General features: G+C 42.7%; 9 protein-coding genes and 1 pseudogene. 8 read left to right on the top strand and 2 right to left on the bottom strand.

Annotation, left to right across the window (positions count from 1 at the left end; genetic code table 11):
* Positions 1 to 142: 142 nt before the first annotated feature.
* Positions 143 to 355: a hypothetical protein gene (locus GL2_RS21600; RefSeq protein WP_172621001.1), complete on the top strand. Its 213-nt coding sequence runs from the start codon at positions 143 to 145 to the stop codon at positions 353 to 355.
* Positions 356 to 664: 309 nt separating this feature from the next.
* Here GL2_RS21600 and GL2_RS20710 read toward each other — a convergent pair whose 3' ends face one another.
* Complete coding sequence (locus GL2_RS20710) at positions 665 to 1,699, bottom strand: IS481 family transposase (RefSeq protein WP_143732617.1); 1,035 nt, start codon at positions 1,697 to 1,699, stop codon at positions 665 to 667.
* Positions 1,700 to 2,037: 338 nt separating this feature from the next.
* On the opposite strand from GL2_RS20710, the gene GL2_RS20705 reads away from it, so the two are divergent.
* Positions 2,038 to 2,334, top strand: coding sequence for a hypothetical protein (locus tag GL2_RS20705; protein ID WP_143732616.1), 297 nt, complete (start codon positions 2,038 to 2,040; stop codon positions 2,332 to 2,334).
* 169 nt (positions 2,335 to 2,503) lie between these two features.
* On the opposite strand, the gene GL2_RS20700 is transcribed toward GL2_RS20705, so the two are convergent.
* Entirely contained in the window at positions 2,504 to 2,893 is a 390-nt protein-coding gene (locus GL2_RS20700) for a ricin-type beta-trefoil lectin domain protein (protein WP_172621227.1), read from the bottom strand.
* Between the two features lie 403 nt (positions 2,894 to 3,296).
* Between GL2_RS20700 and GL2_RS20695 the strand changes: the two genes are divergently transcribed.
* From GL2_RS20695 to GL2_RS20670, 6 genes and pseudogenes are all read left to right on the top strand, one after another.
* Positions 3,297 to 3,677 carry a hypothetical protein gene (locus tag GL2_RS20695; protein WP_143732614.1) on the top strand — a complete coding sequence of 127 codons (381 nt, stop codon included), beginning with the start codon at positions 3,297 to 3,299 and terminating at the stop codon, positions 3,675 to 3,677.
* A 189-nt stretch (positions 3,678 to 3,866) separates the two neighbouring features.
* Positions 3,867 to 6,116, top strand: a complete 2,250-nt coding sequence (locus GL2_RS20690; protein WP_143732613.1) for a type I secretion system permease/ATPase — start codon at positions 3,867 to 3,869, stop codon at positions 6,114 to 6,116.
* Entirely contained in the window at positions 6,116 to 7,531 is a 1,416-nt protein-coding gene (locus GL2_RS20685) for an HlyD family type I secretion periplasmic adaptor subunit (RefSeq protein WP_143732612.1), read from the top strand. Before GL2_RS20690 ends, GL2_RS20685 begins: the two co-directional genes overlap by 1 nt.
* Positions 7,532 to 7,937: 406 nt before the next feature.
* A complete protein-coding gene (locus GL2_RS20680; RefSeq protein ID WP_143732611.1) occupies positions 7,938 to 8,306 on the top strand; it encodes a hypothetical protein in 369 nt (122 codons plus the stop codon).
* A 28-nt stretch (positions 8,307 to 8,334) separates the two neighbouring features.
* Positions 8,335 to 17,613, top strand: a complete 9,279-nt coding sequence (locus GL2_RS20675; protein ID WP_143732610.1) for a calcium-binding protein — start codon at positions 8,335 to 8,337, stop codon at positions 17,611 to 17,613.
* A gap of 81 nt (positions 17,614 to 17,694) precedes the next feature.
* Positions 17,695 to 17,925 (top strand): annotated as a pseudogene (locus GL2_RS20670) (IS481 family transposase); the annotation flags it as partial.
* Positions 17,926 to 17,939 lie beyond the last annotated feature (14 nt).

Raw genomic sequence — 17,939 nt, 5'->3', positions numbered from 1 at the left:
AACAATTAAGGATTTTCTGGGATTCGCTCTCTATTACCTTATAAGGGAGCGAAAACCAAAAAGGCCCCAAACTATTATTAGGCTTGAGGCCTCTCCTTTTTTTCAGGGCACCCCTGAATGGAACCCCATGGAGGTGCTGTAGTTGTGCATTAACTGCATTTATGCGATTACCAAAACCCTGAAGACCGGTGACGGCGAAACGGTAAATGTTGCCGGCCTGGTACCTGACTGTAATGTCGAAGTGCAAATCGCCTGGCCATGCATAGTTCTATTGCGGCTATGGCGATATCAAGCGGGTAATATTGGCCGTTGTTTTTGGTGGTTGAGTGGGCGTATCACCGATGCGAAGGCCTGAATTGTAGATCCATGGCTTACATCCGCAGAACGCTATCCCTAACTTGTTGATTTAATTATGGGTAAATGTGTTTAAGAGCGGGAGGGTGAATCGGGTGATCTGAGTCAACGGCCCTGTATCCCTGATTGCTATTTGAGCGAAAGTTAACAATCTGCTGTAAATCAAGGTCTTTTCACGTGGCTTGAGGGGGCAACCTCAGGAATAGGTCAAGTAGACCAAAGTAACTTCCCCTCCAGCCTCTCACATGTAGTAGTTCAGACTTGATCTGACAGTTACCGGTTTTTCAGAAGGTGTTCTGTCAGGTCAAATTCAGTTTACAAATTTTTCCTTCCAGATGCTTTTTCCATCTTCAAGTGTTGCCATCGGTGTGCGGCCACAACATTTCTTACCTTGATGGGTGCGATCATTATTATAATAGATGAGCCATTCGTCCAGATCCTTTTGTAGCTCTACTATTGATCCATAGATCTTGCGACGTAATGATGGTTGGTAGAATTCCTGTAAAATAGTTTTATGGAATCGCTCACAGATACCGTTGGTTTGTGGATGCCTCGCTTTTGTCTTGGTGTGTTCTATTTCGTTCACACTTAGATATAACTGATAATCATGTTGCTCCAGCTTGCCACAATATTCTGTACGACGGTCAGTCAGGATACGTAGCACCGCTAGATCATGCATGGCATAAAACGGTAATACACGGTCATTCAGAAAGTCTGCTGCCGTGATTGGTGTTTTGGTGGTATACAGCTTGCAATGGGCCACCTTTGCATAGGTATCGACATAGGTTTGTTGGTAAACACGCCCAACTCCCTTAAATGTTCCTACATAGAAGGTATCCTGCGAGCCTAGATAGCCCGGATGTTGAGTGTCAATTTCACCACAGGCCTCATCATCATGCCGCTTTCTCTCCAAAGCCTGAACCTGCGATTCTGTGAGAATCAGCCCCTCCTCAGCCACCTTGGCCTCAAGCGCTTTTAATCGTAAATTGAAGTTGGCCAGGTCATGCCACAGCCAGATACTCCGAACGCCACTAGGGGACACAAATACACCGCGTTTACGTAGTTCATTGGAAACACGTACCTGTCCATGGGCGGGTTCCTGGAGGGCATAAGCCAAGACGGCCTCTTCAATGACAGCGTCAACACGGTTTTTGTGGTTGGGTGCCCGGCGATTCTTTTTAAGGAGGGCATCCACGCCACCACTTGAAACGGCTTCCTTGTATCGATAGAAAGTATCTCTCGATACACCAAGCATCTTGCAGGCTTTGGAAATATTGCCGAGTTCTTCTGCCAGATTGAGCAATCCGGTCTTGTGTTTGATAATACGATCATTAGTATGGATCATGGGGTTTATCCTTGGTTTTGCTTATAGGTTTAGGCACCTTCATCAAAACCGGTAAACCCCTCTTTTTCAAGAGGATGTGTCAGATTTGGTCTGAACTAACCCAAATAAGAGATATAGGCTCTCACATCTGATATCGCATCGTTCCTTGTCGAGTAAAGATTTCCAGTTAACCACTCCCGCTTCAAACTGCCAAAAAAGCGCTAAGTCAGTGCATTGTCCTAACTATTTCCCTAACGGCTCATTGAGCACACCATCCCATGCTGCTTTATGAGCGCCTGGTAGTATGGCTAGCATAATGACTGCCTCTATCAGAGTGATATATCCAGTGGTCTTTGACGGTGATGGATGCTGATTACACTATTGAGAATGTTCGGGTGCAACATATCAATGGTGGCTTAGAGGATCTTACTCCTTGGTTTAAAGGCCTCCAAAATGGCCAGGTAATTGCTACAGGAGAATCCCTGGACTTCAAGGCTGTACCTTGTAGACGTACTGATAATAAAGCAGAACGCTTCCACCTTTCCTTTAATATCAAGGAGATTTCTGAGCTTACGGTTACCTATGAAGTCTGGATAGATGCAGATGACGGCACCTTAGGTGGCTGGAGGCAGTGCGAAGCTGGCGAATTGAATTAACTACTAAAATTAACTGGGCATGCCGAGGTATTTCTGCATGGCCAAGTTAGCAGGAGCTAACACTGCATGACTGTCGATCTTTTGTAGGCCTAAAGATCGATAGCCTATTTTTACTGCGGCAATGTTTTACTCTACTTGTTTCTCAAGAATTCGAATTAGAGACAGCACCTTAAAAGCTCGTTTGTTTCCACTCATTTACTGTGTCTAGAGTAAATTTCTGGTCGGTGTCATTGTTGTTGCGCTGATAAATCTGTAGTTGTTCCCCGTAATCAGCGTTGGCCACGGGAGTGTCAATACAGTATTTCCAGTTTTTGTCTCGATTTTGAATAATACCGCTTTCCAGCACCTGCAATTTTTCTGAGTTCCCTCCATCACAGTCCCAAAGGTGCATCTTGTTACCGCCAACTGCGGTACCGGAGTTGAAGTCCATACAGTACTTATTGTTGCCTTGAGATCTCAACTGGCCCTCAGTCATATAAACGAATTGTTGTTCGTTGCTTGAATTACAGTTGGTCGGGGGCAGGTTTGAGCCATTGCTGTAACCTTGGGGGACATTCACACGCAGATTGCATTTTTCTGTGGGGTGGATGCGGAAATAGCGAAGCAGGCTTCACCTGACACCAATAACGAGAATATCCTTACAGGAAAAATCCAGGCATAGGAAGGCGTGCGAGGTGTAGTTATTCAGCCTGATTCCATACAGATATTCATACTGCTACGCTGTTCACTGGCAAGTATGACCATTGTGACTTTTGTGCGGTGCTTAAGTATTTCGGACCATGTTTTCCAGTATGGCTATTCATATTTTTTTTCATAAATCCATTGTTTTTGAATTTCTCTCTTTTATTTGTGAAGTTATTAAAACTTTCAGGTTTTTTTTTTGCTCTGTTTATTTTTCTGTTGAATGGTCGACTTTTGTTGTGTAGCTTTGCGTCGCAGTTGTAGACTAAGCGGTAGTATAAATGGATTTTTATCAGTCCAAAAAGGACGTGGATGCGGGGTTGTTCGCATTTCTATTGGTGGTACGTATCTATCAGATTCCCGTCAACACTGAACAGTTGTACCATTTATTTTGGTGTGGGGGTTTAATCTTTTCTGAGGTAGAAGTTGTTCAGCCAACAAGACATCTGGAGCTAAAGGCGCAAACTTTCAATACGTTTTTAGATAAGCTTTCCAGTCCCTCTTTACTCAGCATTTATTTATTTGAAAGTGGAGCTTTCATCAGGTTTGATGGAGGCAAAGAAGTAAAATCTCTATTTATTCCAGGCGTGAAAGCTAACCAACTGAAAGAAAGAATAACCCATTCTTTTCTTTACGAGGTGGTGACGTTATTTTGGTTTTAAAGCGAGCATAGCTTCGATGAGGAGAGGAAATATTTGGAGGTAGTCAATTTTTCGAATTATACCTGTCGTGCTCTTTGCAGGAATTTTTCTATAAGTATCTTTTTGATATCTGAGTTTAGTTTTTCTAGAGTTAATTTTGTGAATATGGCTCGTCGGTCTTTTCGAGGGCTGTAAAAGTATGGATGATGTATGGATACAGGCTTAAATTGCTTAGTTGCAATTGCGCGTTTTCACCAGCTGCCCGCTGAACCCGATCAGTTGAAGCATGAATTTGTTAAGTCGGGGAAAAAATTCTCCGATACCGAGATATTATTAGCAGCTAAGTCTTTAACGCTAAAAGCCAAACGGCTTACCCTTTCTCTGGCGGATATAAAAAACAGCCTATTACCTGCCATTGCCAAAGCCCAAGATGGAAGTTATTTTATCGTTGCGCGTTCCTCTGGCGACGATCTAGCTGTCTCTTCTAAGAGTCGAACCGGAGACGAGCCGGGTGCTAGCCTGCTGATTCATGATTTAAGGGAAGATGCTCCGCGATCTATTGGCGCACGTGAATTTGCGTCCCTCTGGTCTGGAGAGCTAATTGCGGTAACACGACGTCATACCTTGGCCGAAAGCTTGCAGCAAAGGTTCGATATCTCTTGGTTTATACCATCACTTGTCAAGTATCGTAAGCTATTTGCTGAAGTGCTGATTGCCTCCTTCTTCCTTCAATTATTCGCCTTAGTGACACCATTGTTCTTTCAGGTGGTGATGGATAAAGTCTTAGTGCACAGAGGGTTCACCACACTGGATGTTTTGGCGGTAGGGTTCGCTGTGGTTGTGGTGTTTGAAGCTTTGTTGGGTGGTATCCGCAATTATATTTTTAGTCATACTACCAATAGAGTGGATGTAGAGCTGGGTTCACGTCTCTATAATCACTTGATGAGCTTACCGCTAGCTTACTTTGAATCTCGTCAGGTAGGCCAGAACGTAGCCCGTGTCCGTGAGCTGGATACCATTCGTAATTTTATCACCGGTACGGCCCTCACTCTGGTGATAGATCTATTTTTTGTGTTCGTTTTCCTGGCGGTGATGTGGTACTACAGTTCGACATTAACATGGGTAGTGTTAGCCACCATTCCATTTTACGTGTTGTTGTCAATATTTATTACCCCGATTCTACGTCGTAGGTTAGATGAAAAATTTAAACATGGTGCTGCCAATACTGCGTTTTTAACTGAATCAATCACAGGTATTGGGACGGTTAAATCTGTTGCAGTTGAGCCACAGATGCGACGTAAGCTGGAGGACCATCTTTCCAGCTACGTGCATGCTTCTTTTCGAAGTCAGAATCTTAGCAATGTAGCAGGACAGGTAGCGGGGCTGATAAATAAGCTGATGACTCTCGGCATTATCTGGATCGGTGCACATTTGGTGATTGATGGTGGCATCACTGTAGGACAGCTCGTCGCTTTTAATATGCTGGCTGGCCGGGTTAGTGGTCCCATTCTGAAATTAGTTCAGTTGTGGCAAGACTTTCAGCAAGCCGGTATATCTATTGCTCGCCTAGGAGATATTCTTAACACGCCTAAAGAGCCAGGCTTTAACCCTAACCGGTCGCGTTTACCTTCTCTCAAAGGTACTGTCTCGTTAGAACATGTAAAGTTCCGTTATCGTTCTGATGGGCCAGTGATTCTTGATGATATTAACCTGCAGATAAAGCCCGGCGAAGTGATCGGTATTGTTGGTCGCTCAGGTTCAGGTAAGAGTACTATCACTAAGCTGATACAACGCTTGTATATCCCCGAGTCGGGTCGTGTTTTACTAGATGGAGTTGATCTGTCCATGGTCGACACAGCTTGGTTGCGCAAGCAAGTAGGTGTCGTGCTGCAAGAAAACTTCCTATTTAATCGTACCATTCGCGAAAATATTGCTTTGGCTGACCCCTCTATCCCTATGGAGCGTATTATTGCTGCTGCCAAAATGGCAGGTGCTCATGACTTCATTGTTGATCTGCCGGAAGGTTATGACAATATGGTGGGTGAGCAGGGCAGTAACTTATCTGGAGGTCAGCGCCAACGTCTGGCTATTGCCAGAGCCCTAATAGGCAATCCACGTATTTTGATTTTTGATGAAGCCACTAGTGCTTTGGATTACGAGTCAGAACGTATTGTACAAGACAATATGGCAGCCATTTGTAAAGATCGTACCGTGTTTGTTATCGCCCATCGGCTAAGTACTGTTAGGCAGTGTGACCGTATTATTGTTATGGATAAAGGCCGGACTGTAGAGCAAGGGAATCATGATCATCTGATTGAGCAGAATGGTTATTATGCCAAACTCTATAGCTACCAAAACCATACTCCCAATCTTAAGCCAGTTACAGGAAAGTTTGAATCAACAGGGCGAATACCTTTAGAGCGTCCCAAATTTCCACTTGTTCTTGAGGAGGAAATTTAATGAATGCATGGAGTGTATTAAAAGATGCTTGGTTGAATCGAGATAAATTAGGCGATCAGCATAAAACTCAAGAGCTGGCAGCATTCTTGCCACCAGCATTAGAAATTCAGGAATCTCCACCAAATCCACTAGCTAAATGGCTGGGGCGATCTCTTATGCTGCTTCTTGTGATAGGTATTGCTTGGGCGTGTGTTGGCGAGATCAATATAGTAGCATCTGCAGAAGGTAAAATTATCCCTAGTTCTCGGGTAAAGCAGATTCAGCCACTGGAAAAAGGTGTGATTAAAGCCATACATGTAACTGAAGGTCAGCGAGTTGAAAAAGGCCAGCCTCTTATTGAGCTAGATAGCACTGTTACTGGTGCTGATAGATCGCGCCTTGCTGGAGAGCTAAGTAGTGTGCAGTTTAGAAAATCTGTAAGTAAAACTTTTCTGTATCTACTTAATACATCTATTACCACTAGTAATCATGACCTAAGGTCATCACCTACCTTACTAGAGCCGCCTGCTGAGGCAAATGAGTATGATATTGAGCTTAACAAAAGACTTCTCTGGCAACGGTGGGAGCAATACGAAAGCCAACGTAAAGGCTTACAAAGCTCTTTAAGGCGCACACAGTCTGAACAAGGGGTGAGTCAGGAGCAAATCAAAAAATTGCAGCAAACTTTACCGATCATTACTAAGCGCAGAGACTCTATGCAAGCTTTGCAGAGTAAAAATTATGTATCGGAAAATGAGTTGCTGGAAGTAGAGCAGGAGTTTATTCTTCTGGTTCAAGATTTAGCTTCAGAAAAAAAACGCCACCAGAAATATATTGCTGCTGCAGAAGAAATTAAACAGCAAATTAATGTACTTGAAGCTCAAACACGTAAAGAGCAGCTGGCAGAGATCATGGCGGCTAATAGAGAGATTGCCGTATTACAGGAAGAGCTAACCAAAGCCTCTGATCTGGATAATAGGCAAATTCTCTATGCGCCAGTATCGGGACAGATCCAAGAATTAGCGATTGCTACTGTTGGTGGCGTTGTCACTGAAGCTCAACAACTCATGCTGTTAGTGCCAGAGGAAGAGCAATTAGAAGTCGAAGTTTTTTTGGAAAACAAAGACATTGGCTTTGTTGAAGAAGGTATAAAGTCAGAAATAAAGATTCATACCTTTCCATTTACTAAGTACGGCGTAATAGATGGTCAAGTAATGACCATATCTGACGATGCTATTGTCGATGAAAAACGAGGTCTTATTTATAGCATGCGGGTGTTGATGGAGAAAAATACCATTGTTGTAAATGGCAGAGAGGTCAAGTTGATGCCCGGCATGGCTGTTACAGCAGAAATGAAAACTGGAAATCGTAGGATAATAGAGTTTTTCCTGGCGCCTTTGTTAAAAGCCAAGAGCGAAAGTATTCGAGAAAGATAGCATTTTGGGGGCGGTGATTGAAAGTTTCACGAAACCTGTAAAATTAAAAATTCTAGGTTGTAATAAAATAATAATAAATTGTCTAGTGAAGGGGGTTTAAACGCTATTTATTTTTAATATCAATCCAGGCTAGAAAAACTTGGAAGGCAAAATGAATCAAAAATAATCTAATGTCAATTGAGAATATTCCTGGATGGATGTCTTAGATACTGATTATCAAAATAATAGGTTGCCAAAATCTTAACTGAGAAATCTCCTTGGGATGTAACTAGAGTTGGAGTTGGAATTGATTTTAACAAGATTTTTATGTGTGTTCGTTGTATCTGTAATTGTCGCTTCAATAATACTTCTATTAAATTTCTCAGTGAAAAACTATTTGGGTTATTGCTCAGAGACCGATAGTTATATGACAGAAGATCAAAAAATTAAGAAAGGGATTCAATATATAATAAATACTTACCCACCAATAATTGATTACTATGAGTGGAAAAACAAACCCAATACAATAGTTAAAAGAAATCGCCCCCCTGACCCTGTTTATTATAAATCTATTGAGCAGTTTCAATCAATAAATATGAATTGCTGTTCTTTGTCAGATACAGGAAAGCAGGGATATAAGCCGCACTGGCATGAAAAACTAATAGGACGTTTTAACACATTTGTTCATATTCCATACCTGGTTAGGTATCGAGATAAAAATAATGACTTGATCGTTAGTGAAACAGAGTCTTTCGTGGCCTTAACGAACTGTGGAACGCCTTGGTCGGGCATTTAGACTATTCATTATACAAGGATTTAAAATCATGACTGTACTTAGCTCGGAAGAAGTTACCAATCTTTACCTATATGGTACCACTAATACACCAAGTGACTTGGCAAATGATTCTTATACTCGCACATCGGGTGCAGGTCCAACACAGCATTCAGTTAATATAAATGATTATATGGATTCTGGTCCAGGGCGGTTCGCTTCACCCGCTTTTTTTGAAATAGTTAAACTTTTTTTTTCACCAACAACATCAGGTTTGCCACCGGGCAGATATAAAGAGAACGATAAGACGTTCCGAGACATGATAGGAACCTCTGAGGCCATAATCAAACAGCAACAATGGGCATATGATGATGGTGCAGGGGACTACGAAGACCGGGTTTATGTATGGAATACTGTTGCATTTGAAATTGATGACAACGCAACATTTGTAATCGATGCCAATGGGAATCGTTATATCGAGAATTTTGCTGTCATCCCGTTCAGCAATACTGGAACAGAAAACTTTGATTTTGGTTCGGATGACCTTACAGCCATCCTGGGTAATCCATTTTTAGAGAAGACAGTGGATCCTAGTGGTATTGGTCATCAAGTAGAAATTGGATTTACAGGTTCACGTACAACCACAACATATACATACAGTGATTATCAAAACGATACTGCAAATGCTATTCTTCCAAGTCCACTATTGTTAGCATCCTTATATGGAAAAATGGAAACGCTAACAGATAGACTGTTTGCGAATGGTGTAACTCAATTTTTAGATGGCGACAAGCCACTATTATATGGCTCAGACGGAAACGATGAGTTATCGGGTTATGAAACTGTAACGGGCGTAGATTTGAGTGATCATCGCCAATTAAAAGATAAGGTGCAAAATGGTATCTCCTACTTTGGTGGAGCTGGAGATGATACGATTACAGGCACTACATATGACGATAAAATGGATGGAGGAACCGGTAAGGATACATTAAGCGGTGAAGATGGAAATGATGAAATAAAAGGAAAGGGTGGTGACGATATAATTTATGGTGGTAAAGGTGAAGACACCATTGAGGGAGATGAAGGGAACGATCAGATTGAAGCCGGTGATGATGATGATACCGTATTAGGTGGTGAAGGCAAGGATACTATTGAAGGTGGCAATGGAGAAGATGTTATTGAGGGAGGTCAGGGTGAAGATACCTTGTACGGTGATGATGGCAATGACACAATTAAAGGCGATGAAGAAAATGATGAGATTAGGGGCGGTGAGGGGGATGATACCCTCTACGGAGGAAGTGGAGATGATTTAATATTAGGGGGTAATGGTAATGATGATCTATATGGTGACGAAGGCGCCGATATATTAACCGCTGGCGATGGAAATGATCGCTTAAATGGTGGTGATGGTAACGATATTCTATCTGGCAACGAAGGCGATGATAGAATGATGGGCGGTGACGGTGATGACGAAGTGCTTGGAGGTGGCGGCAGTGATATCCTAGCCGGGGGCAAAGGCTCTGACACGATTCGTGGTGATGTAGGCCGCGATGCATTGGGAGGTGGAGCTTACTATGACAAGCTTAACGATATTTACTGGTTACAAGATGATTTTGTTTCGGATCGTTTAGAAGGCGGTAATGGATATGACTTCTATTTTGTTGACACTTTGGATGTCATTAATGATTTAGATGGTCGTGGAACTATTTACTTTCAGTCAAGTGCCCAGGGGGATCTCCCGGGATATGCAGGTGGTTTATGGTGGCGCTTAAGTTCTGCGTATGAGACAGAGTATGGCAGTGGTGTATTTGAATCTCACAATCGGTGGACCGGTGAAACGCTACAATACTCTTTAAGTGGGTCAACGCTGTCAATTAACGGAGAAGTAACTGTTGAAGGTTACTCGGACGGTGATTTAGGTATCCGACTGATTGAAAAAAGTAAACCAAAACCACCACCTTTGCCCAACCCTCCACCAACTCCAGCGAGCCCCTTAATACTTGACCTAGATGGTGATGGTATTGAAACTATCGGTCAAGATCAAAACGTGCACTTTGATTTAGATAATTCCGGTTTTAGTGAGCTAACTGGTTGGGTCGCTAAAGATGATGGACTTCTAGTATTCGATAAAAATAATAATGGTTTAATTGATAATGGCTCGGAGTTATTTGGTAACAATACGGCACTTAGGGCGGGAAATAATGCCGAAAATGGTTTTGTTGCATTGGCAGAACTCGACAGCAATTTAGATGGAATAATCAGTAGTTCTGATGATAATTTCAATGATCTGAGAGTTTGGCAGGATGTTAACTCCAACGGAGTTGTAGATTCGGGTGAACTAAAATCACTACAAGAACTAAATATTGCAGAACTTGGGTTGGCTTACAGAGACTCGAACAGTACTGATGTATTTGGTAATGCGCACGCACAAATTGGTAGTTATAAGTTAGGGAATGGTGTTGAGCGTGAAATGACGGATGTCTGGTTTGACACAAATACTCAGGATAATGGCAATACTGATTCCACAAGCATTCCTGATGATATTGCGGAACTACCTGGTATTTCTGGATCGGGTAATGTTGCATCATTACACATTGCTATGGCCAATGATGAAAGTGGTCAGCTAAAAGCCCTTGTGGAACAATTTTCACAGGCCAATAGCGTAGATGAACGAAGTACTCTTCTAGAGTCTATTTTGTTCCAATGGGTAGGTGAAACAGGTGAGTATGAGCAACACTATCAATCTTTAATTGATAGGAGAAAGATTCACACACTGGAAGCATTTTATGGATATGAACTGCCAGATCCTCGCGGTGGTGGATGGCAATATACCGAACTGTATGAGCGCTTATTCCAGCAGTTCTCCAGTACCATATACAGCCAACTAGTGGGGCAGACACACCTAAAGGAATACTACGACACCATTGTGTACACATCGGATGACCAAGGTGAAACGACAATTAACTTTGATGTGTTAACAGAGAAACTGCTCTATGACCTAGGTGACTTCACCGAAGCCGACAGTCAAGATCTCCTAGCCGAACTGTATCTGATGATCGATGGTTTAAGTCCCTATGAAGGAACTTCATTCAGTAACAATGAAGGCCAATCAATTACGGCATTTAAACAACAGGTTAGAGATTATATCGGAATAGATATTATTGATACTCTGTTTGAAGGATACATTGGACAGATAGATCAAGATCTAGAAGCAAAATTGAGATTATCAGCCGAACGGTTACTCAATTTTGTTGCTGGTGCAACAATGTATGATGATCAAGTGGTTGGGACATCAGAAAATGATTGGCTGAACGGCTTAATGGGTGATGACGAGATTGAAGCCGGTGCCGGGGACGATACAATTCTTGGTGGCTTAGGCGATGATCGATTAAAGGGTGGTCTGGGTAAGGATCAGTATGTTTATAGCATTGGGGATGGTAATGACTCAATTTATAACGATAGCTCGGACAATGCAGCGGATTCTATCTTAATTCACGGCATAACAGAGTCTGAGCTAATACTCAATAGGCAGGGGGATGATCTCCTAATTCGATTCCAAAATACGGGTGGCAGTATTAGAGTCGAAGGACAATTTACGAATGAAGGTGTTAACAACCATCACGTTCAAGAGCTTGTACTTGACGATGGTTCAAAAATTGATATTCGAGTCGATACCTTTAATTCAGTAAACCAAGACATTACTGAAAATTCAGACGTTTATCACGCCACATTAAATAACGACTCCATTAATACACTAGGTGGAGATGATGCTCTATTTGGCAAAGGTGGTGACGATAACCTTTCAGGTGGTGCTGGCAATGACCGAATCTATGGTGATGAGGGAGATGATACAATAGTTGGTGGTGATGGTCATGACTTTTTATTTGGCGGTGATGGTGATGATGTACTGATTGGTGGTACCGGGAATGATATCCTAAGGGGGAATGAAGGTAACGACCGATTTAAGTTTAATCTTGGTGATGGCATTGATGCTCTTTCAGACGGTGACGGTAATAACATCGTTGAATTGGGTGAAGGTATCACTGCTACTGACTTAGTAGGCAGTCGAAGCGGTAATGACCTTATTCTAGATTTCGTCGGAAATTCAAGCGATCAAATTACTCTATCGGAATTCTTTAAAGGTAATACTTATTCTCAAAACTGGTCTCTTACCCTTTTTGATGGTTCGCAATTATCTAGTGTTCAACTTGCCCAATTAACGTTGATAGGCACTGAGAATAGTGACTCTTTAACAGGCCTTTATACAGATAATACAATCATTGGTAATGGTGGGAATGATACGATAAATGGAAATCAATTCTCCGATACTATTATTGGCGGAAAGGGTGATGATACTTTAAAAGGTGGAAGAGGCTCCGACACCTATATTTATACAGTTGGTGATGGTCACGACTTCGTTCAGGATTATGCGAGTGGTGATGAATCGAATGTGTTGAAATTAGGAGCTGGGATTGAACGTTCGGACTTGCTAATTCGCAAGGTAAGTAATCATCTAAATATTTCCTTACCCACTTCAAATGGTAGTTTACAAGTCTATAATTATTTTGCCCCTGGTGATCAGTATCAAATTTCCATCGAGTTAAATGATGGCTCATTTGTTACCTATGATGATGTGCTGGCTGCAATATTGGTGAGTACAGAAGATGCTGATGTTATCCATGCAATGGATACTAGTGACGTTGTTCATCTTTTAGGTGGCGATGATTCTGCTTATGGCCAAGGCGGTGATGACCAAATCTACGGTCAGGATGGCAATGATCATATATTAGGAGGGGATGGAAGTGACACTCTACTGGGTGGACTTGGTCAAGATAACTTAGCAGGTGAAGCTGGGGATGACCATGTTGATGGTGGTGCTGGGAACGACGCAATAGATGGTGGAGCCGGAAACGATACGCTGCTCGGTGGAGATGGGCAAGATATTCTAAATGCGGGCGAAGGTGATGACGTCCTCAATCTTGGCGAGGGTGATGATATTGCTTATGGCGGATACGGTAATGATACATATCTTATTGCCAATGTGGCAGGAACTAATACTATCTGGAATATAGATTACGACGGTGAGAACTCAATTGATACTATTCAATTCGCACCTGATGTAGCACCGGATATGGTTGCATTAGTTCGCAACGGAAATGACCTAAATGTACAGATCCCCCTTGGTTTAACGGTGGTTAAGGACTTCTTCATTTCCGATGCGACTGATCAAACCCGATTGATCGATGTATTGAAATTCGAAGATGGTACAACTTGGGATATTGATTCAGTTAAACTCAGAGTGCTAGCAGGCACGAATGAAAATCAAGAGCTAATAGGCTATGACTCTGATGACAACATTAGTGCTGGCGCGGGTAATGATATCGTTAAAGGCAATAGCGGTAACGATCAGATAAATGGAGAGGATGGTGATGATACACTTTATGGTGGTCTAGGAAACGATGTCCTAGCAGGTGGCAAAGGAAATGACCTTCTAAAAGGCGATGCGGGGGATGATCAATTTGTGTATTCGAATGGAGAGGGTAATGACTCAATTACAGACTCTTCGGGTTCTGATTCACTCTATCTGCCTGACTTAAACAAAGAAGATTTGATATTTCGTAGAGTTGGTGACGCAATGATTGTCCTGAATAAGCAGGAAGAATCAGCACGCCAAATTAACCATCCTGAATCTCAGAAAAATGTCTTGCTAAGAATCGAAGGGCAATTTAATTCAGATGGCTCGATTCCTGGAACCGCCATTGATTCAATTGAATTTTCCAGTGGTGAAATACTTTACTATGCGGATATTCTATCGCTTGTCTTAACAGGAACAGATTTAAGGGATGAAATTGAAGGCCATGCTTTAAATGATGTAATTCAGTCGGGCGCAGGTGATGATCAAATTACTGCAGCAGATGGAGATGACCAAGTGGATGCAGGCCTTGGTGATGATGTATTAATAGGCGGCAATGGCAATGACTATCTCAATGGTGCAGAAGGAAATGATGACATATCTGGTGACAGTGGATCGGACACACTTTACGGCGAAGCCGGTGACGATACGCTAAAAGGAGGAAATGGAGACGATGTGCTTTATGGTGGCGCTGGTCAAGACCGACTGTATGGTAATAGCGGCAACGATATATTGAATGGTGGGGATGATAATGATGAGCTATACGGTAACGGTATTTTATCGGGCGATGCGGGAGATGACTACATTGAAGGTAGTGGCCAGTTAAATGGCGGTGCTGGCAATGATTATCTCCAAAGTTTAGGGGAGGATACCTTAAGCGGTGGTGATGGTAATGACACATTGGTTGCTACTACCGATGTGTGGGATTTTCGGTCCAACGATATGACTGGCGGCAAAGGTGATGATACGCTTTATGGTTCAAATGGATCAGAAACATATCGATTTAATTTGGGAGATGGGAAAGATCTGATTATTGAAACCAGACCGGATGAGATATTTAGTAATATTGCTCCATCTAATGATGTTCTAATATTTGGTGATGGTATCAGCGCAAATGATTTATTATTTGAACGTCATGGGAATGACATGCTGATTAAACATACCAATGGTTCAGATCAAATTACCATTCAAAATTGGTTTGTAGAATTTGATACACGTGCTGATTATTTCAAGATTAATGAATTCCAGTTCTTTGACGGATCAACATTAACCGATTTGCAAGTGGAAGATATTGTTGTAACCCATGGAACCTCAGGTAAAGATATTTTAACTGGCTATCGTCAATATGATGATGAAATTCATGGAGGTGAAGGCAATGACGAAGTGTGGGGTCGTGAAGGTAATGACACCATTTATGGTGATGCTGGCGATGACTACCTTGATGGTGATGAGGGAGATGACCATTTATTAGGTGGTGAGGGTGCCGATAACCTCGTTGGTCGAGTGGGTAACGATACACTGGAAGGCCAAGCAGGCAACGACAGCTTGCAAGGTATGGAAGGTAATGACACGCTAAAAGGCGGCGATGGACAAGATAAATTAACTGGTGGTGCTGGTGATGATCAGCTAGAAGGTGGTAATGACCGCGACTTAATTAATGGTGACGCAGGTAATGATACGCTAGATGGCGGTGCTGGTGATGACCAGCTAACTGGTGGTGAGGGTAACGACCATTTCATTGCAGGTACAGGCGATGACATGATCGTTGTTTCAGATAACCATGGTCACGATACCCTGGATGTTAGCGCCGGTGGAGTAAATGGTATTTTGTTCAGTGGTACCTTAACGAGAGATCGCATAACTTTTAACCAAGATGGCGATGATTTGTTAATCCAGATTGACGATGGATCATCGCAAGCAATCCGAGTCTTAAACCACTTCTTAGGAGGTGAATACGCTATTGATTGGGTACAACCTTCTGGCGACTCCCAAATTGCTACTGACAAAATCAACCAACTTGCAGCGGGGCAAAGTAATGGTGAATTTGACTCTGTGATTATAGGAGCAGACTCTGATGAGTGGTTATCAGGTACCTCAGGGTCTGACCTTATACAAGGCCTAGGTGGTAACGATATTCTAGTGGGTAACGGTGGTGATGACCGTTTGGAAGGTGGTGATGGCAATGATCGCTACTACTACTATTCCGGTAACGGTAAAGACACTATCCTTGACGATGGCGATGGCCAGGATGTCTTGTTCTTTAATGATGTTGCTCCTGATCGTCTTAGTTATCACCAAGATGGTAACGATTTGATTGTGCTTGTGGATGGTGATTTTGAGCAACAAGTTCGGGTAGAAAACCATTTCCTCGGTGGGGACTACGAGATAATGGTGCAGCCGAATGGCGGCTTCACGCTCACACCCTCTACAATCGCCTCGCAACTAACCACGTTGCCTTCTGGTGATGGTTCTCCAGGCACTGGTAATGGAGGTGGAAATTCGGGTGGGGATAACTCTAATGGAGAGGGGGAGGAAGGATCTTCCGGTGGCACTGGTATTGATTTAAGTGGAGATAATGATCTGACCGGCACCTCCGGAAATGACGTCTTAATCAGCGGAGAAGGAAGTGATTCTTTAGCTGGCTTAGCCGGTAACGACCGCCTAGTAGGCGGTGTGGGTAATGATACGTACATCATTGGCGCTGCCAGCGGTCAAGATATTATTGTTGATGTGGATGGTCAAAATAGGATTCGCTTTGTTGATGGCATTACCTTCAATGATGTGGCCAGCGGTCTTTATAAATCTGGAGACGATCTGACACTTCATATTGGCGGTAGTAGTAATCAGGTGACTATTCGTAATTTCTTCTCATTAGCCAATACTATCGAAATAGTGGAGTTCGAAACGGGTGGCCAGTTAACCGCAGATCAATTGTTCGATGTCTTTGGGCTGGCAGTACCAACCGCAACTGGTTCGCCAGCTAATAATCTAGTTCTGGGAGATGGTTTGAACAATACAATGGAAGGTGATAGTACCGCTGATATTTTACTCTCTGGGCAGGGCGACGATACTCTGTATGGTAAAGAGGGGGATGACCAATTATATGGAGGCGCTGGAAACGATACCTATCTGATTGGTGCTAACAGTGGCAAAGACACTGTCATAGATACTACTGGTACCAATATTATCCGCTTTGTTGATGGTATCGGCTTTAATGATGTCGCCACTGGTTTGACCAAGTCGGGGGACGACCTCATACTCAATGTTGCCGGTGATACAAATCAGGTACTTATTGAGAATTTCTTTGCTGTTGCAAACACCATTGAAAGATTAGAATTTGAAAGTGGTGGACAAATCACTGCGGCTCAGCTTTTTCATACGTTTAGTGTCGCGGCGCCTACAGTCACTACAGAGATGCATGATCCACTGACTGATATCTACACTGGTGGTGATGGCAATGATACTTTGACGGGAAGTAGTCGTAATGATCAGTTAACAGGTGGCAAGGGTGATGATATCCTGAATGGTGGAGCTGGTAGCGACCGTTACTTCTTTAGTTTAGGTGATGGCCAAGACACAATCACTGAAAATAGCCCTTCAACGGATACGGATGTGCTGGACTTTGGGAGCAGTGTTTCTATCGAAGAGCTTTGGTTTAGTCGTAGTAATGATGACTTAAAAATCAATGTTGAAGGCTCGGATGATCAGGTCACCGTCAGTAACTGGTATGGTAATACAGACGCTCAGCTTGATGAAATTGAGGTAGGCGATTCAGTATTACTTAATAACAAGCTTGAGCAACTTGTTACAGCTATGGCGTCTTATACTGTTCCATCGGGGGCTGGCAACGTCATAACTCAGGAAACCAAAGACGAGTTGTCATCTACTTTAGCGGCAACTTGGCAGGGGAGATCATAGATCTGTAGATGTAAGAAACAGGACGCATTGCGTCCTGTTTCTATTTAAGTTAGGGACACCTAAAATAATCAAGTCTGAACTACTGCAGCTGATACCTATGCAAAGATGGCCCATTGCAAGCTGTATACTACCAAAACACCAATCACTACAGCAGACTTCCTTAATGACCGTGTATTACCCTTTTACGCCTCGCATGATCTACCGGTACTGCGTATCCTAACTAACCGTGGTACAGAATATTGTGGCGAGCTGAAGCAGCATGATTATCGGTTATACCTGAGTGTGAACGAAATAAAACACACCAAAACAAAAACCAGGAAGTAGCG

Source organism: Microbulbifer sp. GL-2 (assembly GCF_007183175.1).
Taxonomy (GTDB): Bacteria; Pseudomonadota; Gammaproteobacteria; order Pseudomonadales; family Cellvibrionaceae; genus Microbulbifer.
The sequence above is the reverse complement of the archived record's forward strand: the minus strand, read 5'-3'. Positions and strand labels throughout refer to the sequence as shown.